The following is a 23883-nucleotide window of genomic DNA, read 5'->3' as shown; positions in this document are numbered from 1 at the left end:
CTGAGCTTAAAGGGGTATTTGCATGGTAACGCAATGCAGGCTGCCATATTGCTGAATCAAAGCACGGCAGTCGATGCCCACAATTTCACGGTTTGGGAATGCTTCTGCCAAGCGATCTAGGGCAATGGCATCGGCCGCATCGGCATAGGTTGGGACTAACACCGCGTCATTGATAATCAAAAAATTGGCATGGGTTGCCGGCAAGCGTTTGCCGCTGGCGTCATGTTGGGGCTGAGGCAACGGCAGTGGGATTAAATGATAGGGCTGGCCGTTTTTTTGACAAAAGCTCCCTAGTTCGGCCTGCATCGCCAACAGCTCGGGATAATGGGCATCGCTGGGATCATCACAGTGCACGTAGGCAATCGTTTGTGGATCGCAAAAACGCGCCAGTGTGTCGATGTGGCCATCGGTGTCATCCCCTGCCAAATGCCCATGGCTTAACCACAACAGGCGATCGATTCCCAAGGTTTCAGCCAGCTGCGCTTCGAGTTGCGCCTGACTCAGATCGGGATTGCGGCTACGGGCTAATAGACACGAGCGCGTGGTTAATAATGTGCCTTGCCCGTCGGTTTCAATACCGCCGCCCTCCAGCACCAGCGGCACGGAAATGCGCTCACGGGGAGCAAGCAATCCCTGAGCATGCAGCTGCTCAGTGATCCGATTATCTCGATCATGACGATATTTATTGCCCCAGCCATTGAATTGAAAATCCAACAAAGTCGGCTGGCCGTTGCCGACCACACTAATCGGACCATGGTCTCTGGCCCAGACATCATTGGAATCGGCTAGACCCAGGCGCAGTTGGCTTACGTTGGCACCAACAGTCTGCAGCAGAGCGCGGATGTGCTGGGCATGTGTTGCATCCCGGCAGGTCACCAGCAACCCTTGACGCTTCAACACTTCCGTGGCGATCGCCACAAACACGGGCTCGACTTCACCCAGCTGCGCTGACCAGTCGTTGCCGCTGTGCGGCCAAGTTAGCATGACCGCCTCTTGCGGCGCCCATTCTGCAGGGAAAAAACGGGTGTTCATGAGGCCAAAGCCTTTTCCTGCAAGATCCCTTGCTCGAGGGTCAGTATCCGATCCATACGCGCTGCCAGGCGCAGATCGTGTGTGACGATAATCAGTGCCGTGCCGCGTTGTTGATTGAGATCCAACATGAGATTCAACACCTCTTGAGCGCGGGTTTGATCGAGATTGCCTGTGGGTTCATCGGCCAATACCGCGCTAGGGCGTGTGATCAGCGCTCGTGCAATCGCGGCTCTTTGACGCTCACCACCGGATAATTCACCGGGTTTATGGTCCAAGCGTTCGCCCAAACCCACGGCGCTCAGTAGCTCGGTGGCAGCGGTGCTGGCTTGTTGTGGCGAGGTGCCACGGATCAAAAGCGGCATGGCGACATTTTCCAAAGCGGTGAACTCGGGCAGTAAATGATGGAACTGATAAACAAAGCCCAAATGCTGATTGCGCAGCCGGCCACGTGCAGCATCCGAGAGCTTGGCCATCGATTGCCCGCACACCCAGACCTCGCCGCGAGTGGGGATATCCAGGCCTCCCAGTAATTGCAGTAAAGTGCTTTTGCCGCTGCCAGAAGTGCCCACAATGGCCAAAGTTTCTCCGGCGTGCACGCTAAGGTTCACCCCACTGAGAACGCTGACTTTGAGTCGCCCCTCGTCGAACTGCCGCTCAAGATCACGACATTGAATAATCATGTCAGTGCCGCTGGACTTATTCATAACGCAAGGCCTCGGCCGGCTGGGTGCGGCTGGCACGCCAAGCGGGGTAGAGGGTGGCCACCACCGTTAACAAGAACGCCAGCGAGCCAACACGTACGACATCACTGGTTTTGAGGTCCGAGGGCAGATCTGAGATGTAGTAAACATCCGCCGCCAAAAATTGTAGCCCCAGCAAAGATTCAATCGCCGGCACGATGGTCTCGACATTCAATGCCAAACTCACACCGCCGATAACGCCCAAAAAGGTACCCACCAAGCCGATGAGTGTTCCTTGAACCATAAACACAGCCATGACCGCCAAGGGGGGTAAGCCTAAGGTGCGTAAAATAGCGATATCAGCTTGCTTATCAATCACCACCATCACCAGCGTCGAGACGATATTAAAAGCCGCCACGGCAACAATCAGGGACAAAATAATAAACATCACGGTTTTTTCCATCTGCACCGCACGGAAGAAGTTGGCATGCTGGCGGGTCCAGTCGTTGACCCAAAAGCGTCCATCCAGCTGCGCCGCAATCTGGCGGGCGATCAACGGCGCCTGCATCATGTCATCCAGTTTTAAGCGCAGGCCGGTGACCCGGTCCTCGAGTTGGTAAAGCAGCTGCGCATCCTGCAGATTCACAAAGGCTGTGCTGCGGTCATATTCAAACATGCCGACCTCAAAAATGCCGACCACGGTGAGGCGCCGCATGCGCGGCATGACGCCAATGGGCGTGACCGTAGCTTGAGGCGTAATGAAATTGACGGTATCGCCCATGGTTACCCCTAGGGCCACCGCCAGTTCACGACCTAAGACCACGCCAAAACTGCGCGGCTGTAGGGCATCTAGACTGCCAAACAGCATATGTTCGTGAACCTGAGCAACCTGCTGCTCAAGATCAGGATCAACGCCGCGCACCAGAGCACCACTGACCTGGCGGCCTTGAATAAACATGCCCTCGCCTTCGACGAATGGAGCGATGGCCAGCACGCGTGGCGCGTCTTTAGCCTGATCACGCACCGCAGGCCAATTCTCCAAGCCACCGCCGAAGGCGCTGATGGTGGCATGTGAGGTCATGCCCAAAATCCGTTCACGTAATTCGCGCTCAAAACCATTCATCACCGATAACACGGTAATGAGAGCGGTCACGCCCAAAGCAATCCCCAACATAGAAATCAGGGAGATGAAGGAGATGAAATGATTGCGGCGTTTGGCGCGGGTATAGCGCAAGCCGATGAAAAGGGCCGTAGGGCGAAACATAAGCTGATTAAATCACAGCTCAGCCTCGACGGCTAAGCCGTTTTTCCTTAAAACGCTGACGCTTTTCCTGAATGCGGCGCAGGATATGTAGTCGCCATAACAGACGAATCAGCAGGTACCCGAAGAGACTGGCCACCAAGGACAGGATCAAACTGCCCAACAGTAGCGGCTTCCAAATGGTCAATAACTCGCCAGTAAACCAAGCAATGCTCAGCTCAAAAGAAAACCCGCGTTTGGGTTCATCCAAAATGATCCGACCAACGGTATAGGCCGTCAGATAAATAGGCGCCATGGTCAGGGGGTTGGTGACCCAAACTAGTAAGGCTGAAATGGGAAGATTGACGCGCACCATAATAGCGATGGCGGCGGCGGCGATCATTTGTGCCGGGATGGGTAAAAATGCGATGAACAAACCCACCGCGAAAGCGCCCGCCACCGAGCGGCGGTTTAAATGCCACAGATTGGGGTCATGGAGAACCGCGCCAAATAGGCGCAAAGATTCATAGTCACGCACCGCGTGATAGTTGGGAAACAAACGTTTGATCAGCCTGCGTGCCATGGGCAATTAAAGTAGGCGGGAACGCACCAGTGAATCATGAAGCGCTCATTATGAACGCTTCTACAGGGAGTGGAAGATGCATTGGGTGGCGCTGTGCTTTCTTTTTGGCATTTTGATTTTCCAAAGTCTCGGTGATCGTCCCTCTGTTTTTTTTCTAGCTGCGGCTTTTTTACTGCCCAGCTTACTGACGGGTTCCACTTTGGCGCGTTTGACCGCCATTATCATCGCTGGTTTCCTGTGGGCGCTATTCCATGCCTATCTCGTCTCGGGAGCGGTTTTGCCCCCAGAGCAATCGGGCACAGAACTGCGGCTAAGCGGCACCATCGACAATCTTCCGGAGCGCGCTGGCCAAAGCCTGCGTTTTTCTTTTGCCTTGGATGACGGTCCCGTAAAACGGGTGCGCGTTTCCTGGCATCAACCGTCGGTGGATTTGATGCCGGGTGATCGCTGGGAGTTAAACTTGCGTTTGCGGTCGCCCAATGGCCTGCGTAATCCCGGGGGGTTTGACTATGAGCGTTGGCTGTTTTTGCGGGGTTATGCGGCGACGGCCAGTGTTCGAGATCCACAAACAGCGCGTTACTTGGGGCAGAGCACTCAGCCGCTGCGGGCATTGGATCGCCAGCGCGCAAAAATCTCCAAAGCCATAGAACAAAGACTACCCGAAGGCGCTCATACCGGGGTTCTAAGAGCTTTAGCCATTGGCGATAGGGGCGGTATCACGCGCACGCAATGGGATGCGTTACTGCACACCGGAACCAACCATTTGATGGCGATCTCGGGTTTGCATGTCGGGCTGGTGGCGGGCTTGGTTTTTGCCTTGATTCGTTACATCTGGCAGTGGATTCCGCCATTGGTTTTGCGGTTGCCGGCACAGCGCGCAGCGGTGATGGGCGCTTGGTGTGCGGCCTGCGCTTATGCCGCCTTAGCGGGATTTTCCATTCCCACGCAACGGGCTTTGGCCATGCTCAGTGTGGCTTTAGGCGCGCTTTGGCTACAACGTGCGGTCAGGCCTACACGCACCATTGGTCTGGCCCTATTTTTGGTCTTGCTGATCGATCCTCGCGCACCATTGGACGCCGGTTTTTGGCTGTCCTTCGCCGCGGTTATCGTCATTATTTATAGTTTGGCGGGGCGTTTGAGTCTGCCGCCCAAATGGGTCTCGATCTGGCGCGTGCAATGGGTGGCTGGCGTCGGCCTGCTGCCCATTACCTGGGTGATGTTTCAACATGGATCGATCATCTCGCCATTGGCCAACCTCATCGCCGTGCCCTGGGTGAGTTTCTTGGTGGTGCCGCTGACTCTGATGGGGGCGGCTCTCCTGCCTATTGCTCCTGATATAGCGGGATTTTTGTGGTGGCTGGCTCATGGGCTAACCGCCATTCTATGGCCGGTGCTGCAATGGTTTGCTGACTTGCCGGGTGCCTACTGGCAGATGGGTCCGCCCCTGTGGACTCTGTGGCCCGCTTTGTTGGGTTTGATCTGGTGGATGGCGCCCGCTGGCCTACCGGGACGCTGGCTGGGCTTGATACTGTTAATACCCTTGTTTACCGCTGGGCAATCTCGTTTAGAAGAGGGATCATTTCATTTGCGCCTGCTGGATGTCGGCCAAGGATTGGCCGCGGTGGTGCGCACGCGCCATCATCTACTGGTGTATGACACCGGAGCGCAACTCAGCCCACGCTTTAATATGGGGGATGCGGCGGTACTGCCCTATCTTCGTCAAAGCCGCGCACCCAGTATTGATGTCTTAATGATCAGTCACGGTGATAATGATCATATCGGTGGTGCTGCCGCCATCATCCGTCAGTGGCCGATACACACAGTGTTATCGCGAAATCCCGAGCGTTTTACGCTCAGCGCTAAAGACTGGTGCGAGAAAGGTCAGCAATGGTTTTGGGATGGCGTGCATTTTCAGGTGTTGCATCCGCCGCCTTTTTGGGGAGATGACAATCGTTCTTCTTGTGTGCTGCATGTTCAGGGGCAGGGCGGTAGTTTGTTACTGGCCGGTGATGTCGAAGATTTGGGCGAAGTGGTATTGCTGCGCCACGCTCGCGATCAATTATCCGCTGATGTGCTGCTTTTGCCACACCATGGTGCCCGAGGCACTTTGCGCCCGTCGTTTCTAGAGGCAGTATCGCCGCAGGTGGCGTTGGTCAGCCGAGGATTTGAAAACAGCCATCGGCATCCCCATCCTGAGATTCGCCAGCGCTTGCGTAGCGCACACATCCCCCTGTTGGATACCGCAGCGATGGGGGCGATCGAAATTGAATTTGATGCCGAGCAGGGCGTGCTTATCCAAGGAGGCTTTAGACATCAATCGCGACGTCAATGGACGCGCACCAGTCCCATTGATTGGCGGGCACCCTGAGCCTGGAGTATGATGCGAAAGCCTTAAATATCAGCAGCCAAGTAGGTAGCGCGTGTTTGAATTGATGCAAGCAGGTGGCATTTTGATGCTGCCCATTATGGCCTGTTCTGTGATTGCCTTGGCCATTGTCATCGAACGATTTTGGACTTTGCGGCGCACCGAAGTCGTCCCCCCAGGGCTGGTCGCTGCGAGTCTGGAGCGGGTCCAGCAGGATCGTCTTGATGAGCAGTATTTGAGCTCCCTACGTCAGGGCTCGCCTTTGGGGCGTATTCTCGCTGCAGGTCTGGTTAACCGGCGCAGTTCCCGTGAGGTGATGAAAGAGTCCATCGAAGAAGTGGGGCGTCAAGTGGCGCATCGCTTGGAACGCTTTCTCAATACATTGGGCACGATCGCGGCGATCACCCCTTTGCTTGGCCTCTTGGGAACGGTGGTTGGCATGATCGAGGTGTTTGCCGTCATCACCAGTGTGGGTGTGGGTAGCCCGGGAGAGTTAGCTGGCGGTATTTCTGTCGCACTGATTACCACGGCTGCCGGCTTGTCCGTAGCGATTCCGACGTTGATCTTTCATCGCTACTTCCGCGGCCGGGTGGATGAACTGGTTCTGGAAATGGAACAGCAGGCGATTATGCTCATCGAAGTCATTAAGGGCGAGCGCCTCGAAGATCCAGAGGTGTCGGGCGACTCATGAGGTTTCGTTCTGAGCAAGCTGAAGACCCCGGTGTCAATCTCACGCCGCTCATTGATGTGGTGTTTTTGTTGCTGATTTTCTTCATGGTCTCTACGACTTTTGATCAAGATCGATTGCTACAATTGGAACTGCCCAAGGCCGACTCCCCCCTGGAAGATGCGCTTCCAGAACGCATAGAGGTGATTGTGAGTGCTGATGGCAGCTATCAGGTGCAAGGATTGTTGTTACAACAACAAACTCCTGAGGCACTGAAAACGGCGATGACCGAAGCATTAACCGGGCAAGCGAGCATGCCCGTGATCATCCGCGCCGATGCCCGCACAGCGCATCAAGCTGTGGTCACTGTCATGGATATCGCCGCGCAGCTAGGTTTAGAGCGCGTCACCATTGCGACGCTTCCCGGAGCGGGGTCATGAACCACCAGGTTACTCCTGAGCTATCCGGCTGGGTGGTTTACCGGCGGCTATTGAGCCACTCGCTGAATTATTGGCCTTTGCTGGTGCTGGCCGTGCTGGCGATGCTTTTGGTGGCTTTGACCGAGGTGGGGTTTGCAGCGCTGATGCGGCCGTTGATGGATGGCAGTTTTGTTGAGCGAGATCCCGACGTGATTCGCTGGATGCCCCTGGCCATACTGGGCTTATTTCTAGTGCGTGGTATTGCTGAATTCGGATCGCGTTACACCCTGAGCTGGGTGGGCCGCAAAGTCATCAGTGAAATGCGCGGCACTATGTTTCGTCATCTGTTGCAAATGCCCGTCAGCTTCCATGATCGCAATTCAGCGGGACAGCTCATTTCGCGTTTTACCTACAATGTTGAACAGGTCGCTGGAGCGGCCACCGATAGTATTACCATCTTGGTACGCGACACCTTGACGGTAATTGGTCTATTGGCGTGGATGTTTTACCTGAATTGGAAATTGACCCTGACCGTATTTATTGTCGCCCCCGTCATTGGTTTTTTGGTGGATCGCATCACCCGGCGTTTTCGCAAAATCAGTCGTCGCCTACAGGGCTCGATGGGGGATGTCACGCATGTGACGGGTGAGGTCATGGATGGCCATCGTGAAGTGAAGATTTTCGGGGGGGAGCAGCGCGAGCGGGAGCGTTTCGAGGCGATCAACGAGAACAATCGGCGTTTGCATATGAAGCTGATTGCTACTCAAGCGATTAACACGCCGATTATTCAGTTCTTTGTCGCAATCGCGCTGGCGGTTATTGTCTGGATGGCCTCTAATCCCGGTGTGGTTGAAGAAATTTCAGTCGGGACATTCGTGTCTTTTTTTACCGCCATGCTGCTTCTGCTTACACCGGTAAAAAGATTGGTGGATGTGAATGCGACGCTGCAGCGTGGCATTGCCGCAGGTCAGAACATTTTTGCGCTTTTGGATGAGCAGCCAGAAATGGATACCGGCCAGCGTCACTTAGACCGAGCCAAAGGCGCTTTACGCTTTGTGGGTATTGGTTTTGCGTATGAAACGAGCGGTAAGCCAGTGCTGAGTAACATCGATCTCGACATTCAGCCGGGCGAGAGCGTGGCACTAGTAGGACGTTCTGGCAGCGGTAAAACTACCCTGGCCAGTCTTTTGCCGCGCTTCTACGATCCCAGTCATGGCGAGATTTTCTTGGATGGCGAAAACATCCTTGATTATCGATTGGCAGATTTGCGGCGGCAGATCGCTTATGTCAGCCAGCATGTGACGCTATTTAATGACACGATCTACAACAATATCGCTTATGGCGCAGATTCAGATGTGGTGCAGGAACAGGATGTCATCGCCGCCGCCGAGGCAGCCTATGCCATGGACTTTATCCGCGAGTTGCCAGACGGTCTGCAAACCGAGGTGGGCGATAACGGCGTGTTGTTGTCAGGTGGTCAGCGTCAGCGCTTGGCGATTGCACGCGCTTTACTCAAGGATGCGCCCATATTGATCTTGGATGAGGCGACTTCGGCATTGGATACGGAATCTGAGCGCTATATTCAGAAGGCATTGAATAATCTGATGCGTGATCGCACCACCCTGGTAATTGCGCACCGGCTCTCCACCGTTGAGGGTGCGGATCGCATCGTCGTCATGCAAAACGGCGTGATTGCTGAGGCTGGGCGACATCAGGAGCTTTTGGCGCATAACGGCATCTATGCCCACCTCCATCAACTTCAGTTTGGTGAGTCAGAAAATGCCTGATGCTTACGGCCAGGCAGTCTGGCCGGTGCTAAAAGCCAACCTCTTGGATCGGCTTCAGGGGCAATCGCATCGCGCCCGAGCGCGTATGGGACGGATATCTGCACCGGGGCAAAAAGGTCGTGTTGTCTGGCTGAAGGCCGGGGCGACACCGACCTCGGTGCGGCTGGCAGCGGAACTCACCGGCGCCTTGCGTGAGAAACGCTTGGATATTCAATTGGTGATGACCTTTGAGCAGGAGTACGCTAGGGAGATCGCGCCTCGAGTTCAGGGCCTGCGGCGGTTTGGCTTGGGTTATGGCCCCTGCGATCAGCCGGCTGTGGTGCAGCGGGTCTTGGATCGACTTAAGCCCTTGGGTGTGATTTTGGTCGACACTGTGCAGGGTCCTGAGCTGCTGCGCCAATCCGCTTTAGGCGGCATCCCCGTGATTGCCTACAATACGCCGCCTTTGGGCTTCGAGGTGACAACAGCTTGCCCGCGCGATGCAGCACAACATGCAAGCTGGCAAGAATCTGGCCAAGCCCAACAGCTGTTATCAGCAGCTGACCCCACGACGCTGTGGGTAGAGTCACACACCCAAGCGACCCTGCGCTCGATGTTGCCGGCGCATACCGCGGTGTTCTGGTGGCACGGGCCACAATCGCATTGGCCGATGTTTCATCGTTCGTGGCAAGCATCCTCCCTTTCGGATGACAGCGTACTGTTTGTGTCCTTATCGGGCAGGGGAGAGTGGGCATTGGATGAAACCGTGGCGCAGAGCTTTGAGCATGGTTTGCAGCGCTGGGACCGGCACAGCTTTGCCAAAGGGCAAATCATTCATATGGATCATGCTCGCTGGTTGCCAGCGGTCGTCAGTGCTGCCTGGGCTGCGCATCTGATACACCCTGGTCAGGCGCTGATGTGGCAGGCCTTGGCGGGTTCTTTGGCATTGAGTGATGAATCTACACCAGAGGCCGTACTTGCCGACTGGCAGGAAAGCGTGCAGGCGCCGATGCAACGTCAGCAAAGAGCCGATGCCAACCGACGCCGCTTCTGGGAGGAGCGCCGCCATGCTCGCGAAGTGGTTGATGTCGTGCTGCAACAGGTATTTGACTGGTGAGGTTCTGGCAACAACGTGGGCCCGTGGCGCTGGTGTTATGGCCGCTCTCCCTGCTTTACCGGCTCTTGGCCGCATGGCGGCGCCAACGCGCGCAAGCATTGGCTGCCTCGAGGCCGCGCCTAGCAGTGCGCGCTGTGATCGTGGTGGGTAATCTGACGGTCGGTGGCACCGGCAAGACCCCTTTGGTGATCGCTGTTTGCCAATGGCTTAAAACCCAAGGTTTTCGTCCCGGAGTGATCAGTCGCGGTTATGGCGCTAAGCTCGGGCAGCGCCCATTGCTGGTGACCCCAGAGTTGTCGCCGCAATTGGGCGGTGATGAGCCGGTATTGATCGCTGCTGCAACGCAATGCCCAGTGATGATCGATGCTGATCGTTATCGCGCCGCACAGCGTTTATTGGAACAAAGCGACTGCGACATCATCGTCAGCGATGACGGACTGCAGCATCATGCACTATCTCGAGATATCGAGATTGCTCTCATGGATGGTGATCGCCGTTGGGGTAATGGTTTTTGTTTGCCTGCGGGCCCATTGCGCGAGCCCGTATCCCGCTGGAAGACCGTGGATATGCGCGTGGTGCATGGGGGTGAGCCGATGTCCGAACCTCAGACCTATGCGATGTCTTTATCCGCCGGGCCTGTGTACGCGCTGGGGGATAAAAAACAAATCCGTCCCCTTAATGAGTTTTCTGGGCAGGCGGTGCATGCGGTGGCAGGGATCGGTCATCCGCCGCGATTTTTTGCGCTGCTTCGCAAGGCCGGGCTTGAGGTGCGTGAACATGCTTTTGCGGACCATCACGCCTACACCGAGGGTGATTTGGCGCTCAGTCCTGAGTGGCCCATTCTGATGACTGAGAAAGATGCCGTAAAATGTCGGACATGGGCGCAAGCCCATCATTGGGTTGTGCCGGTGACGGCGGAGTGTGACCCAACATTTTTCACTGAACTGGCGCAGCGGATTGCTGCGGTCGAGGAGAAGAAACATGGATAAGCATCTGCTGGAAATTCTGGTTTGCCCGGTGACCAAGGGGCCGCTGATTTGGGATAAAGAAAATCAGGAACTCATTTCCTGCAGCGCAGGTCTGGCCTACCCCATCAAGGAGGATATTCCGGTGATGTTAGAAGATGAGGCGCGCAGTCTCAGCGATGAAGAGTTGGCTCGTTGGAAAAAAGCGTCCTGAATAGATCCCCAGCCAGAGCATCGCCAGCGATGTGGCTAATGACTGGATGCAGGTCTCGACCCTCTTCATTCAAGACCGACAGGGTAAAAGTTCGTCCTACGCGGCGATGCGGTTCGCCGTGTTGGTCGGGTTGAATCATCGGTTGGCCATGCACTTCTGCCAAAACCACCCTAGCCACCGTATCGGTTTTGAGGATATCGATGACTTCGCAATGAATACCGTCAATCGTCGCATGACGACCCATCAATTGGCCTAATAGAGCGTGTAGCGGTTGCATGGTCGCAATTATAGCCTGCTCAGGCGGATAGAGGCATCACAATGAACTGGAAGTTGCTCAATCAAGAAATGCTCTACGATGGATTCTTCAAGCTGCGACGCTTGCAGCTTAGCCATAGCCGCTTTGCCGGTGGTGAGCCGATTGAGGTGCAGCGAGAACTACTCGATCGTGGTCATGCTGCTGGCGTTCTGCCCTATGATCCAATAGCGGACCGAGTCTTGCTGATTGAACAGTTCCGCGTAGGCGCACTGGAATCGCCGCATAGCCCTTGGCTGATAGAAATTATCGCCGGCATGATTGGCCCGGGCGAAAACCCTCAGGAGGTCGTGCGCCGCGAAGCCTTGGAGGAAGCCAACTGCCCGCTACAAGAACTCGTTCATGTGCATGATTATTACTCATCACCCGGCGGCACCTCGGAGCGCATTACGATTTATGTCGCCAATGCCGATCTTACCAATGCTGGCGGCATCCATGGGCTGGAATATGAAGGTGAAGATATCCGCACGCATGTGCTGGATGCCGAAGAGGCCTTTGAATTGCTTAGACAGCAGCGCATCGACAATGCCATGGGCGTCATTGCCTTACAGTGGTTGATGCTGCACAGAGAACAAATCCAAGCTCAGTGGACCTGAGCGCCCCATAAAAAACGGCCGCCACCTTTTTGGGGTGGCGGCCGTCTCACTCTAGGCCAAGCTGATGTTACTTATTTAAGCGATGGTCAATCAGTACATTAACCACCTCGGGATCAGCCAAGGTTGAAGTGTCGCCGAGGCTGTCCAGCTCATTAGCAGCAATCTTGCGCAAAATACGACGCATGATCTTGCCTGAGCGGGTCTTAGGCAGGTTCGGTGCAAACTGCAGTAGATTGATCTTCGCAATCGGCCCGATCTCTTTGCGCACCAATGTGACCAATTCCTTAGCCAGTTCATCATCGCCTTTTTCACCGGCCATTAAAGTGACATAGGCATAAATGCCCTGGCCGGTAAGGTCGTGTGGGTAACCCACAACGGCGGCCTCAGCCACTTTGGGATGCAAAACGAGAGCGGATTCGATTTCCGCTGTCCCCAAACGATGACCCGAGACGTTCAACACATCATCGACGCGACCGGTAATCCAGTAGTAGCCATCTTTGTCACGACGTGCGCCATCACCCGTGAAGTACAGGCCGGGGTACATCGAGAAATAGGTCTCGACAAAGCGTTTATGGTCACCCCAGAGGCTGCGCATGATGCTGGGCCAGGGGTTGCGGATACACAAATTACCTTCGGCTTCAGTCTCGGTGAGCTCTTCGCCCTTATCATTGACCAGTATAGGCTCGACACCGAAGAAGGGCTTGGTGGCGGATCCGGGCTTCATATCGACGGCGCCCGGCAGGTTCACGATCATGTGCGCACCGGTCTCCGTTTGCCACCATGTGTCGACGATGGGGCAGCGACCATCCCCCACGACGCGGTGATACCACTCCCAGGCTTCAGGATTGATGGGCTCACCCACCGTACCTAAAAGGCGCAGGCTGGAGCGCTTGTGTTTGGTTACAAACTCATCCCCGGCGCCCATCAACATGCGAATCGCGGTGGGTGCGGTGTAGAAGGTCGAGACGTTATGTTTGTCACAGACCTGCCAGAAGCGGCCATTGTCGGGATAATTGGGAACGCCCTCAAACATCAGTGAGATGGCCCCATTGGCCAGCGGGCCATAGATGATGTAGCTGTGGCCCGTGACCCAGCCCACATCTGCGGTACACCAATAAACTTCGCCTTCCTTATAATCGAATACTAACTTGTGGGTCATTGCTGTCTGCAGCAAATAGCCGCCGGTGGTGTGCATCACGCCTTTGGGCTTCCCGGTGGAACCAGAGGTGTAGAGAATGAACAGTGGGTCTTCCGCATCCATGGGTTCTGCCGGGCAGTCGGTGCTGGCCTTAGCGATGGCTTCGTGGTACCAGATATCGCGTTTATCGTCCCACTCGACGGGCTCGCCGCCGCGCTTGACGATGAAACAGGCTTTGATGCTGGGGCACTGTGCCACGGCTTTATCGGCATTGGTTTTCAGTGGCACCTTACGACCGCCGCGCAGGCTTTGATCGGAAGTGATCAAGACCTTGGCCTCAGCATCTTGAATGCGGTCGCGCAAGGCGTCTGGCGAAAAGCCGCCGAAGACGATGGAGTGCACCGCGCCGATGCGAGCGCAGGCCAACATGGCCACCGCCGCCTCAGGAATCATCGGCAGATAAATGGAAACCCGATCGCCTTTGCCCACGCCTTGTTCTTTGAGGACATTGGAAAATTGGCATACTTCGGTATGCAGCTGACGGTAGGTGATTTTACGGTCTTCGCTGGGATCGTCGCCTTCCCAGATCAGGGCGACTTGATCGCCGCGCGTCTCTAAGTGGCGATCCAAGCAATTGTGCGCGACGTTAATTTTTCCGCCCTGAAACCAGGTGATTTTGGCTTCGCCGGTGAAATCACCACTGCGGACACTGTCCCATTTTTTAAACCAGCTGAGATAGGCCTCTGCCTGCTCTGCCCAAAAGCCATCGGGGTCTTTAATGGACCGCTGATACATGGCTTCATAGTCGGCTGCATTGACATGCGCTTTGGCCGCGAAATCTTGGGGTACTGCGTGAAGCTTAACCTCCGACATCGGTGTTTCCCTCCTGAGTCTTTTTTGTGAGTCCTGAACCGTTATTTTCGGTATGGCGTTTTATTTTCTCATTTGCCAATCCCTAGTGTGCCGAACTCGGTCAATCATTGCACTATTTCCGCCGAAAAACGATGCGCAAGCCATTGCTGCATTAGGCGAATACTGGCAAAGGCCGTTTGTAATGCTTTTTGATCTTGACGCGGCAGTTGGGCCACTCGCACTTGGTTGCTAAACCTCCCCAGTCTTTGGTACTGCTGGTCAAAGTGCGCCAATCTTAAGCGCGCGAGGGTATCCCAGGCATGGATTAACTCCGTGCCGTTCGAGCGACTCAAGAGGCCCGCACCGATGACTGCTTGCAGTCGATGTCGTGTATGCGTGTGTCGGCACCCACACTCCAAGGCCAAGACACGCGCCAGAGCGATGATGGGCATCAATCCGGACTGTTTGAGATCGATGCGTCGTCCGCGACGCAGGGTTAACCAAAATGGCAAGCGATGAGGGGGGCGAGAGCGCAGGGCTTCAGCGGCCAAGGCAGTGATAAAGCGTCGATGCGCTTGAGCGCTAGCGAAGCTAGGTTTTAATACGCTCTGCAATAAGCCGGTTGAACCTGTAATGGTGCGCAGATCACAGAAATTATTGGCCAACATCAGGGCGCGTTTGTCGGGGTGGGCAATCCACTGATTGAAGTAATTCCGCCAAACCTCGACAGGCTGGCACCATTCTGCATTGCTGGCCATGATGCCACCCTGGCACAGGGTAAATCCGCAGGTATGTAAATCCTCGGTGACGCGAGCGGCCAGGGTCTGAAAATAATCGCCTTGCATGCTGTTGGGCGGTTGGCTGAGGATTAAGGCATTGTCTTGATCGGTGTGAGCCAGTTGCTCACATCTGCCTTGAGAGCCACAGGCTAGCCAGGCAAAGGCGATAGGAGGCGTCCCCAGATCTTCGATGGCCAGCTGAATCAATCGTTGGGTGATGGCATCACTGATGCGGGTGAATTGCACGCCCAGCTCATAGGCGTTCAGGCCGCTTTGCCACCACTCTGACTGCAAGCCAGGCAGTCGCGAGGCAAACGTGAATAAAGTCTCTCGGTTCCTACTTTGCCGAATCCGTTGCAAAGCGGCATTAGCAGCCATGAGTCATGATCCAGTGGGGCAGAGAAGACATCATGCCATGGATATCCCATCGCAGCTTAGATGTCCAAAAAAAGAAGGGCCCGCAGTGCGGGCCCTTCTCTTACTTCCTTACAAAAAGGGGATTAGGAAGTGGCGTCAGCACGCGGCACGCGCACGCTTTCCACCAAGTCCTGAATCTCCTGCGGCGGGGGTGCCGTGAGTTTGGCTACTGTCACTGCGACGATCACGTTAATGACCGCGCCGACCGTACCAAAGCTCTGCGGCGAGATCCCGAAGATCCAATTGTCGGCATTATCGACCAGCAAATTGGTACCCGGGAAGAAGAACCAGCCCTTGAACAAGAAGATATAAAGCATGGTGCTCAGCAGACCGGCCAACATACCGGCGATCGCACCTTCCTTGTTCATCCGCTTATAGAAAATACCCATCATCAGCACGGGGAACAGCGAAGCAGCTGCCAGACCAAAGGCCAAGGCCACCACTTCCGCCGCAAAGCCCGGCGGATTCAGTCCCAGATAACCAGCGAGCAAAATCGCCGCGACCATCGATAGACGGCCCGCTAATAGCTCGTTTTTCTCTGAGATGTTGGGCATCCATACCCCCTTGAGCAAGTCATGCGAGATGGCGGAAGAAATCGCCAACAGCAGACCGGCCGCAGTAGACAACGCAGCAGCGATACCACCGGCTGCCACCAAAGCAATCACCCAATTGGGTAGTGCCGCAATTTCCGGGTTGGCGAGCACCATGATGTCACGGTCCAAACGTGCCAGCTCGTTACCTTGCAAATTGTTTTCGGCCACCCAAGCAGGCGGATTGTTTTGGTTGTAGTACTGAATACGACCATCGTCATTCTTATCGTCAAAGTTCAGCAGACCGGTTCTTTCCCAAGTCCGCATCCAACTTGGACGCTCGTCGTAAACCATTGCTTCACTGACATTACCCACACCGCCGGGGTAGAGGGTGTTGACCAGGTTGTACATAGCCATGGCACCCACAGCCGGAGCAGTGGTGTACAGCAGGGCGATGAACACCAAAGCCCAACCTGCAGACTTACGAGCATCACGCACACGCGGCACCGTGAAGAAACGGATGATTACGTGCGGCAGACCGGCAGTACCGATCATCAGTGACATGGTCAACAGGAACATGTTCAGCGTACTGAAGCTACTATTGGTGGAATACTCGTTGAAGCCGAGATCGACCATCATGCTGTCCAGTGCATTGAGCAGGTAAACTCCGTCGCTGCCGCTGAGCGTGCCGCCCAACCCGAACTGGGGCAGGAACCAGCCAGTAAGCTGGATGGAGATGAACACTGCAGGCACAGTGTAAGCGAAGATCAGCACCACATACTGCGCAATCTGCGTGTAGGTAATGCCTTTCATGCCGCCCAGCACCGCGTAGATGAACACGATACTCATGCCGGCGATCAGGCCGATGAGAATGTCCACTTCGAGGAAGCGGGAGAACACGATACCCACACCACGCATCTGGCCCACCACGTAAGTGATGGAGATGATGAGCAAGCAGATAACGGCCACCACGCGAGCTCCAGTGGAATAGAAGCGGTCACCGACGAACTCAGGCACAGTGAACTTACCGAACTTACGCAAGTAAGGGGCAAGCAACAAAGCCATCAGCACGTAGCCACCGGTCCAACCCATCAGGTACACCGAACCGCTGTAACCCAAGAAGGCGATCAGACCTGCCATGGAGATGAAGGATGCTGCAGACATCCAGTCAGCCGCCGTCGCCATACCATTGGCGATCGGGTTAACCCCTTTGCCTGCAACGTAAAATTCCCCGGTGGTACTAGCCCGGGCCCAGATGGCGATGCCGATATAAAGCAAGAACGAGGCACCGACCACCAGGTAAATCATGGTCTTAAGTTCCATTATTTTGATCCCCTGTTAGTCTTCGTCGACGTCAAATTCGCGATCCAGCTTGTTCATGCGCCAGGCGTAGAAAAAGATCAACGCCAAGAACGTATAAATCGAACCTTGCTGGGCCACCCAGAATCCCAAGGGATAACCGCCCAGGGATATGGTGTTCAATGCATCGACCAGGAAGATCGGCAGGAGAAATCCTGCGATAAACCAGATCGCGAGACAGACCCCAAGAATGCGCAAGTTGGCATTCCAATAGGCTGTTCTCTGTTCCTGTAGATTGGCACTCATGACAGACTCCTCCAAAGTACATCTTTGTTGTTAGTGATGGGGTAATGCATGTTTTACAACTCCTCCTTTCTCCATGTGAAACACAAGAAACAACGCTTACAACTGATAATCCAAGGCCACCCGCGACTGCAGTCGCCGCACCTGGCGAAAGGCCTCTTTTAACGTGTGTTTTTGCAGCTGGTCCAGCTCCGCCGGGTCGACGTAATTGTCCATGGGTTGACCGGCTTGCTGCCGCCGCAGTTGGCGGTGCAGACGCAATCTTTGCATGTAACGATAAGCCTTAGTCCAGGCCAAGACTTCTTGCTCATTCATGATGCCCTCGGCGACACAAGCTTCGAGTCGTGCTTCGGTATGCGTGGCTGGACATTTAATCGCCAAAGCATAAATGCGTGCCGCATCGGTCACCGGCGTGACGCCATTGACTTTCAAATCCAGAACACCGCCGTGTTCGCTGTCGCGCTGCGCCAGTTTAAAATCACCCAGCCAGTTCAGCGGCGGGCGAAGGCGTAAGGCGTTTTCTGCCATTTGCCGACGAAAACGGCTGTTCATCGAGGTTTTCTGCAAAAACCACTGACGCAAATCCTCGGTAGCACCCTCGCGACCATGCAGGACACGCAGATCAAAAAAGGTGTTGGCTTTAAGCAGATGCGCGGGGCTGCCGCCATCCATGTAGCGCGCAAACTTCTGTCGCCACTCCTCGGCCGTCAAGCAGTATTCGGGGTTGCTGGCCATCACTTGGCCGCGACACAAAGCAAAACCGCAGCGCCGCAGCGCCTCATTGATACGCGTTGCCAGCCGCACCAGTCTTTGTCGACTGGTCTCGAGGCTGCCGCGTCCTGGGGTGAAGATAATGCCATTGTCCTGATCGGTCAGCAGAGTTTGTTCACGCCGACCTTCGCTGCCGAAAGACAGCCAATCGAACTGCGGCAAATCGCCATCATGGATCTCAGTCAGAAGGCCAATAGCGCGGCGGCTGATATGATCATTGAGAGTGCTGAGCATGGGCATGACTTGGTCCGTGCGCAAACTCTGCAGGAGCAGTTGCCCCATGAGCTGCTGTACGGAGCGTGATAACTCGGCCAGATCGTCGATGCTGCGGCATTGCTCGATCGCCAAAGACAGCTTGACTAGATCTAATTGTTTGGAAGAAAAGAGATCTTGCTCAGCCAGCAAGCCTTTCAAGCGCCCGCGTTCGATAACACAGATATGATGCATGCCATGGCGAGCCATCAGTGTCGCTGCTTCCAAGGCCAAAGCGCCGCTGGGCAGACTCAGTGGCTCGGTGGTCATCACGCTACGAATCGGCTCTTGCAAGGATTTGCCCACCAAGGTGACGCGAGACAGGAGGTCATGCAGGGTGAAAATCCCCACAGGACGCTGCTCGCCGTCAATGACTACCACCGCATCGGATTTGTGTTCGTACATGTCGCTAAGGACGGCATGCAAAGCCGCTTCGGGCTGGCAGGTAAGCGGTTGTTCGCGCATGCGCTCAGCGATGGTCAACCCAAGCGTGGTTTCTGCGGGCATCCCTATGGCAGCACGTGACTGCGCTTCGGTCAGTAGTTGATCCACCAACCCCGCGAGGCGGCGGGAACAAAAATCACGAAATACGCCCGAGAGATTGGACAGTTCGTTGAAATCTTGTGCGCCCAACACCAAGCAGAAAGAGTCTTCGGTGGCTCGGTAGCGCGAGCGAACGGATCGACGTGATGCCAGCGCACCTATCGAGAAAAGAGCGCCTGCATCAAGCTCGCGCGCTGCACCCATGACGTGTCCCTGACGATCCAAGGGCTCCTGCGCGATGCGGCCTTGCTTAACCAGGTAGAGGGCTTGGACCGGACCCATGGAGGGTTCTAACAGAGTTTCTTCCGCCGCATAAAAAATCAGGCTCATGCGTTTCGCGGCAAATTCCAAATGGGCACCTGCCATGCGCTTAAAAGGCTCATGACGAGATAGAAAATCCAGCACCGGGGCGAGCACGCCACGTGAGGAAGGCACGGATTTTAGCTCTGGGCTGACAGACATGCTTATTAGTTAGCAAGTTTCGTGCCCAACTTATGATTATGTGAAAACAAGCACTTAACGAAACCTTGTGGTTCCATGGGTGTTACTAAAGGTAACGATCGTTACCATTGGTAACACTTATCCGGGGCGTGGCATCCCCATGCGCTGGCGGCGCTCCCATAGAGCTTTGCGGCTAATGCCAAGGCGCTGCGCTAATTCAGTTTCGGTCATGCTGAGCTGATTTTCCTGCACAAAGCGGCGGAAATAATCATCCAGACTTTCGGTTTTCTGTGCCGTATCCGGCGCCTCGCTGCTGGGCAGCGCGAGGTGCTCAGGCAGGATAACCTCACCATCAGCGAGAATTACAGAGCGCTCTAGCGCATTTTCCAATTCGCGTACATTCCCGGGCCAGTGATGCGCCAATAAGGCCTTGACCGCGCTCTCATCTAGCCGTCGGGCGGGAGATTTCAGGCGGCGGCTGGCTTTGTCCAAAAGAAATTCAGCCAGCGGCGTAATATCCTCACGGCGCTGGCGCAGCGCCGGCATGGCGATCTCCACCACCCGCAACCGGTAATACAAGTCCTCGCGAAACTCACCCTGAGCCACCATCGCCTCGAGGTCACGATGGGTCGCGGCCAAGAGACGGACATCGATACGCTGAGATTCGTTGGCGCCGACCCGGCGGATTTCACCATCCTGTAAGACGCGCAATAGCCGCGATTGCGCGGCTGGGGTTAATTCACCAATTTCATCCAAAAACAGGGTGCCACCATGAGCGGCTTCGACCAAGCCTTGACGCCGTGTTAGCGCGCCGGTGAAAGCGCCTTTTTCATGGCCGAATAACTCACTCTCCAAGAGACCTTCGGGAATGGCGGCGCAGTTCACCACGACCAAAGGAGCTTGTGCGCGGCCGCTTTTTTTGTGAATGGCACGTGCCACCAATTCCTTGCCGGTGCCTGATTCGCCGCGAATTAACACGATGGTGTCGGTGGCCGCTACCCGTTCAACGGTACGGCAGATCTGATGCATGAGCGGCGATTCACCGACCATGCCCTCGATCGGATAGCGCTGATCCAGTTCCTGATGCAGTTGTTGATTTTCGCGCTCGAGTTGACGCTGACGCAGCAGACGCGCTACGCACAACAGCATCTCGTCATGATCAAAGGGTTTGGCGATATAGTCAGCGGCGCCTTGTTTCATCGCATTCACCGCTGAGCGCACGCTGGCGAAGCTGGTCATGATTAACAAGGGCGTGTCGCTGAGAACCTTGATGAGCTCAATACCCTCACCATCGGGAAGGCGCAGGTCGCTAATCACCAAATCGAACATCTCTAGCCCCAAAAGGCCCTGTGCGCTAGCCAAATCGGCGGCGCTGCTGACCTGATAGCTGGCTTTGCTTAATAACTTAGTCAGCGCTTCGCGGATGACGTCTTCATCTTCAACAAGCAGGATATGAGTCACGCCGGGTTAAGCTCCTGTGCAGCCGGCAGGCGAACCGTGAAACAGGCTCCGCCTTGCGGACGGTTTTCCGCATGGATGGTACCACCGTGGTCCTGCAGGATGCTGTAGACCACGGACAAGCCGAGCCCTGTGCCGCTTCCCGCCGCTTTGGTGGTGAAGAACGGATCAAAAATTCGATCCAGTAATTCTTCCGCAATACCCGGGCCCTCATCTTCGATCCGTACTTCGATCTTATCGCCCATCACTGCGGCATTGATCAGTACGCGATCCCCGGATGTGGAAGCTTGTAAGGCATTATTAATGAGATTAATAAACACTTGTAGCAACTGCTGTGCATCGCACAACACATGTAACTCAGGGCTGCTGCGGTTCTGGCACTGTAAGCCCTTGCTGGATTGGCCAAGCTGCAAAAGCTGTATGGCCTCGGCGACACAGTTATGAACATTCACGGCTGTGGGGGCGGTTGGCGGCGCTTCGCCAGCATGGCTGAAGGTGATCAGGGATTGAACAATGTTATTGATACGGCGGGTTTGTTGCAGGATTTGGGTAATGGATTTGTCAATTTCCTCGGGCCGATGCTCGTCTTTAAGATTTTGTGCCAGCGAGGCGATGCCGGTCAGCGGATTGCCAATTTCGTGAGCCACGCCCGCAGCGAGGCGACCGATAGAGGCTAAGCGATCACGATGCGTGACCTCATTTTCCAAGTCATGCAGTTCGGTCAAATCTTCGATGAGGATCACCGTACCTCGCAGTTCATTGGCATTTTGAATGCCCGCGGCCGGCGTATCGACTGCGGATTTGTGTAAGTTAAACCAGCGTTGACGGCCAGCGATGTTCATTTGGGTTTTATACAGATGTCGGTCCTCGCTGCGTAAAAAAGCACGCAATACGCCCACCCAAGGACCCTTTAGCGTTTTTAAGGACTGGCCCACCATGTCTCGGCCATTGATCCCGGAAATCGTGCCCATGGCGTAGTTCCAAATCAAAATGTCTTCTTCAGGGGAGAGCGACACCACCCCCAAAGGCAGTTCATGCAGGACTTGGCGATGATAGCGACGCAGGGTGTCGAGCTCTGCTGCCAAACCACGCAAGCGCACATCGGAATGTTCTAATCGCTCTTCGACAAAGCGCAGGCTGTGAGCCAAGGCCACGCGGGTTTGGGGTGTGAGTTTGAGCTGACTTTCGATGATGATGTTGGCCAGCATAGGCCCTAGTAGCCCCGTTAAATTGCGCTGTAGTCGCCCACGCAACTTTTGTGCGTCCCCGGGCTTTAGAGCATCGGCGCGCATGTTCAGGTCACTCAGGGCCTGCTTGAGTTCTTGGGCGGCAGTTTCCGGACCCAAAACCTCGGCTAAGCGGCGTTGTAAATCATCCAAATCACGAATATCGCTAAAGCTCTGCAAGGCATAAAGCGTCTCATCAGCGCCACCGCGCCGCCGCGCTAAGGCCTCAGAGTCTGGGCGGGTCAGCAGCGAGACTGTGACAAAGAGACTGACGTTGACAAACAGCGTCCAGAAGGTAGAAAAAGTCCAGCGATCAGTGCCTGCCCAGCCCAGCAATAAGGGCAAATCAATCGCCGGAATGGCCAGCCCCGATTCTTGGAGTAAGGGCATGATCAAGGTGATCACCCAAATGCCAATACCGCCCAAAAGCCCACTAATAAATCCCGCCCGAGTGGCACGCGGCCAGAATAGTAGGGCCAGATAACCGGGCAAAAACTGTGCCACGGCAACAAATGAAATCAACCCAAGCTGCACCAAACCCTCGCGAAATTCCAGCAACCAATAAAAGCCATAACCCAAAGCGATGACCGACAAAATAAGCAGTCGCCGCCCCCATAAGAGCCAGCGATAGAGATTGCCCTGTGCCAAGGTTTGATTGCGGATGCGCGCCGGCAGGATGAGGTGATTCAAGCACATAGAAGCCAGCGCCAAAGTAGTCACAATCATCATGGCGCTGGCGGCTGAAACGCCGCCGATAAAGGTGAGCAAGGCCAGGCTGCTGCTGTGTTGCGCCGCCAGCCCCAAGGAAAAATAATCGGTGGCCATGGTCAAGCCGCTGGCTTGGCCGCCCCACAGAATCAGGGGGATGGGCAGGTTCAGCAATAATAAAAATAAGGGGAATGCCCAGCTGGCGGTTTGCAGGGCCTTGGGATCCATGTTCTCAACAAACAGCATATGAAACTGTCGTGGCAACAAAAAAGCAGCGGCAAAAGCCAGCAGCATCAAGCTATACCAAGAACTTTGGGTCACCGGCGCATATAAAGCATCCAAAGCTTCTGGGTGATCACTCAACCACTGGCTAAGTCCCGCGGGGCCGGAAAAAACACTGAATAAAGCGACCGCGCCGACCAACAAAAGCGCCAATAGCTTGACCAGCGACTCAAAGGCAATGGCCACCACCAGGCCATCATGTTTTTCGCGTGGCGTGATGTGGCGGGCGCCAAACAGCACCGCGAACAAGGCTAAGGTGACGCAAAAGCCTAATGCCAAGAAATGCGGCGTGGTTTGATCGGTGAGCACAGCCACCGATTCGGTGACGGCGCGAATCTGCAAGGCGATGTAGGGCAAGACACCCACCAGCATGAACAGCGTGACAATTAGTCCGGTCCATGGACTGCGGTAGCGCCAAGCAAATAAATCTGCCAGTGAGGTCATTTGCTGCTCGCGCACCAGACGCAGTGTGGGCATGAGTAGCACTGGCGTGAGCACAAACGCCAAAGTCACGCCCAGATAAATCGTGAGAAAGTGATACCCCTGTTCCGCAGCAAAGCCGACACTGCCGTAGTAGGTCCAGGTGGTGGCATACACACCCAGAGACAGCACATACACCATTGGATGGCGTACCCAACGCTCCGGCAGCCAGCCGCGCTCTGAGGCATGGGCAATAAAAAACAGCAGGCCCAGATAGGCCACGCCAGCAGCGTAAAGAACGCCAATTTCAGCGTTCATGATGGCGCCGCGACCGCTGCGTCAAAAAGGCCAAAGCGATAATCATCGCCCACATCACATAGGGGGCATACCAGGGGAAGGGGAGTTCGGGCCACCAGCTCACCAAGGGTGAGACAAACAGCACTATCCCCAGCACAAAAACCAATAAGGTTTTATCCATCCCCGACATCTAGGTGCCTTTCATTTGCG

General features: G+C 55.3%; 21 protein-coding genes. 8 read left to right on the top strand and 13 right to left on the bottom strand.

What is annotated here, in order from left to right:
- Positions 1–6: 6 nt before the first annotated feature.
- From CKX93_RS01520 to CKX93_RS01505, 4 genes are read right to left on the bottom strand one after another with little or no spacing between them, the layout of a single operon-like run.
- Positions 7–1032 (bottom strand): agmatine deiminase family protein, encoded by a 1026-nt coding sequence (locus CKX93_RS01520; RefSeq protein WP_076754609.1) that lies wholly within the window; start codon positions 1030–1032, stop codon positions 7–9.
- Positions 1029–1736, bottom strand: a complete 708-nt coding sequence (gene lolD / locus CKX93_RS01515; protein ID WP_076754607.1) for a lipoprotein-releasing ABC transporter ATP-binding protein LolD — start codon at positions 1734–1736, stop codon at positions 1029–1031. Before lolD ends, CKX93_RS01520 begins: the two co-directional genes overlap by 4 nt.
- Positions 1729–2976 (bottom strand): lipoprotein-releasing ABC transporter permease subunit, encoded by a 1248-nt coding sequence (locus CKX93_RS01510; RefSeq protein ID WP_076754605.1) that lies wholly within the window; start codon positions 2974–2976, stop codon positions 1729–1731. The genes lolD and CKX93_RS01510 overlap by 8 nt, the downstream gene beginning before the upstream one ends.
- 19 nt (positions 2977–2995) lie before the next feature.
- The gene (locus CKX93_RS01505) at positions 2996–3535 is read right to left on the bottom strand and encodes a DUF2062 domain-containing protein (protein ID WP_076754603.1); all 540 of its coding nucleotides are present in this window, start codon (positions 3533–3535) and stop codon (positions 2996–2998) included.
- 76 nt (positions 3536–3611) lie between these two features.
- Here CKX93_RS01505 and CKX93_RS01500 point away from each other — a divergent pair, with 76 nt between their 5' ends.
- The 7 genes from CKX93_RS01500 to CKX93_RS01470 are packed head-to-tail and all read left to right on the top strand — an operon-like array spanning position 3612 to position 11048.
- Complete coding sequence (locus tag CKX93_RS01500) at positions 3612–5903, top strand: DNA internalization-related competence protein ComEC/Rec2 (protein ID WP_076754601.1); 2292 nt, start codon at positions 3612–3614, stop codon at positions 5901–5903.
- 52 nt (positions 5904–5955) lie between these two features.
- Positions 5956–6591 (top strand): MotA/TolQ/ExbB proton channel family protein, encoded by a 636-nt coding sequence (locus CKX93_RS01495; protein WP_076754599.1) that lies wholly within the window; start codon positions 5956–5958, stop codon positions 6589–6591.
- The gene (locus CKX93_RS01490) at positions 6588–7007 is read left to right on the top strand and encodes an ExbD/TolR family protein (RefSeq protein WP_076754598.1); all 420 of its coding nucleotides are present in this window, start codon (positions 6588–6590) and stop codon (positions 7005–7007) included. The genes CKX93_RS01495 and CKX93_RS01490 overlap by 4 nt, the downstream gene beginning before the upstream one ends.
- The gene (gene msbA, locus CKX93_RS01485) at positions 7004–8773 is read left to right on the top strand and encodes a lipid A export permease/ATP-binding protein MsbA (RefSeq protein ID WP_076754596.1); all 1770 of its coding nucleotides are present in this window, start codon (positions 7004–7006) and stop codon (positions 8771–8773) included. Before CKX93_RS01490 ends, msbA begins: the two co-directional genes overlap by 4 nt.
- On the top strand, positions 8766–9869 hold the full coding sequence (locus CKX93_RS01480; protein WP_076755208.1) for a glycosyltransferase N-terminal domain-containing protein: 1104 nt from the start codon (positions 8766–8768) through the stop codon (positions 9867–9869). The genes msbA and CKX93_RS01480 overlap by 8 nt, the downstream gene beginning before the upstream one ends.
- On the top strand, positions 9866–10858 hold the full coding sequence (gene lpxK / locus CKX93_RS01475; RefSeq protein WP_234982775.1) for a tetraacyldisaccharide 4'-kinase: 993 nt from the start codon (positions 9866–9868) through the stop codon (positions 10856–10858). Before CKX93_RS01480 ends, lpxK begins: the two co-directional genes overlap by 4 nt.
- On the top strand, positions 10851–11048 hold the full coding sequence (locus CKX93_RS01470; protein ID WP_076754593.1) for a Trm112 family protein: 198 nt from the start codon (positions 10851–10853) through the stop codon (positions 11046–11048). The genes lpxK and CKX93_RS01470 overlap by 8 nt, the downstream gene beginning before the upstream one ends.
- On the opposite strand, the gene CKX93_RS01465 is transcribed toward CKX93_RS01470, so the two are convergent.
- Positions 11008–11325 carry a hypothetical protein gene (locus CKX93_RS01465; RefSeq protein ID WP_076754591.1) on the bottom strand — a complete coding sequence of 106 codons (318 nt, stop codon included), beginning with the start codon at positions 11323–11325 and terminating at the stop codon, positions 11008–11010. The genes CKX93_RS01470 and CKX93_RS01465 overlap by 41 nt on opposite strands.
- A gap of 41 nt (positions 11326–11366) precedes the next feature.
- Between CKX93_RS01465 and CKX93_RS01460 the strand changes: the two genes are divergently transcribed.
- The gene (locus tag CKX93_RS01460) at positions 11367–11957 is read left to right on the top strand and encodes an NUDIX domain-containing protein (protein ID WP_076754589.1); all 591 of its coding nucleotides are present in this window, start codon (positions 11367–11369) and stop codon (positions 11955–11957) included.
- Between the two features lie 67 nt (positions 11958–12024).
- Here the strand turns inward: CKX93_RS01460 and acs are convergent, their stop codons facing one another.
- The 8 genes from acs to CKX93_RS01420 all read right to left on the bottom strand — a co-directional run bounded on the left by acs (position 12025) and on the right by CKX93_RS01420 (position 23854).
- On the bottom strand, positions 12025–13968 hold the full coding sequence (gene acs / locus CKX93_RS01455) for an acetate--CoA ligase (RefSeq protein WP_076754587.1): 1944 nt from the start codon (positions 13966–13968) through the stop codon (positions 12025–12027).
- A 104-nt stretch (positions 13969–14072) separates the two neighbouring features.
- Complete coding sequence (locus tag CKX93_RS01450; protein WP_076754585.1) at positions 14073–15104, bottom strand: DUF294 nucleotidyltransferase-like domain-containing protein; 1032 nt, start codon at positions 15102–15104, stop codon at positions 14073–14075.
- 122 nt (positions 15105–15226) lie between these two features.
- On the bottom strand, positions 15227–16996 hold the full coding sequence (locus tag CKX93_RS01445; RefSeq protein ID WP_076754583.1) for a sodium:solute symporter family protein: 1770 nt from the start codon (positions 16994–16996) through the stop codon (positions 15227–15229).
- Positions 16997–17011: 15 nt separating this feature from the next.
- On the bottom strand, positions 17012–17278 hold the full coding sequence (locus CKX93_RS01440; RefSeq protein ID WP_076754581.1) for a DUF4212 domain-containing protein: 267 nt from the start codon (positions 17276–17278) through the stop codon (positions 17012–17014).
- 96 nt (positions 17279–17374) lie between these two features.
- Complete coding sequence (locus CKX93_RS01435) at positions 17375–19276, bottom strand: putative nucleotidyltransferase substrate binding domain-containing protein (protein WP_234982774.1); 1902 nt, start codon at positions 19274–19276, stop codon at positions 17375–17377.
- 144 nt (positions 19277–19420) lie between these two features.
- A complete protein-coding gene (locus CKX93_RS01430; RefSeq protein ID WP_076754579.1) occupies positions 19421–20743 on the bottom strand; it encodes a sigma-54-dependent transcriptional regulator in 1323 nt (440 codons plus the stop codon).
- A complete protein-coding gene (locus CKX93_RS01425; RefSeq protein WP_076754577.1) occupies positions 20740–23694 on the bottom strand; it encodes an ATP-binding protein in 2955 nt (984 codons plus the stop codon). The genes CKX93_RS01430 and CKX93_RS01425 overlap by 4 nt, the downstream gene beginning before the upstream one ends.
- Complete coding sequence (locus tag CKX93_RS01420; protein ID WP_200799801.1) at positions 23684–23854, bottom strand: hypothetical protein; 171 nt, start codon at positions 23852–23854, stop codon at positions 23684–23686. The genes CKX93_RS01425 and CKX93_RS01420 overlap by 11 nt, the downstream gene beginning before the upstream one ends.
- Between the last annotated feature and the right edge of the window lie 29 nt (positions 23855–23883).

It is taken from the genome of Ectothiorhodosinus mongolicus, from assembly GCF_022406875.1.
In the GTDB taxonomy this organism is placed as follows: domain Bacteria; phylum Pseudomonadota; class Gammaproteobacteria; order Ectothiorhodospirales; family Ectothiorhodospiraceae; genus Ectothiorhodospira; species Ectothiorhodospira mongolica.
This window is presented reverse-complemented; position numbering and strand designations above follow the sequence as displayed.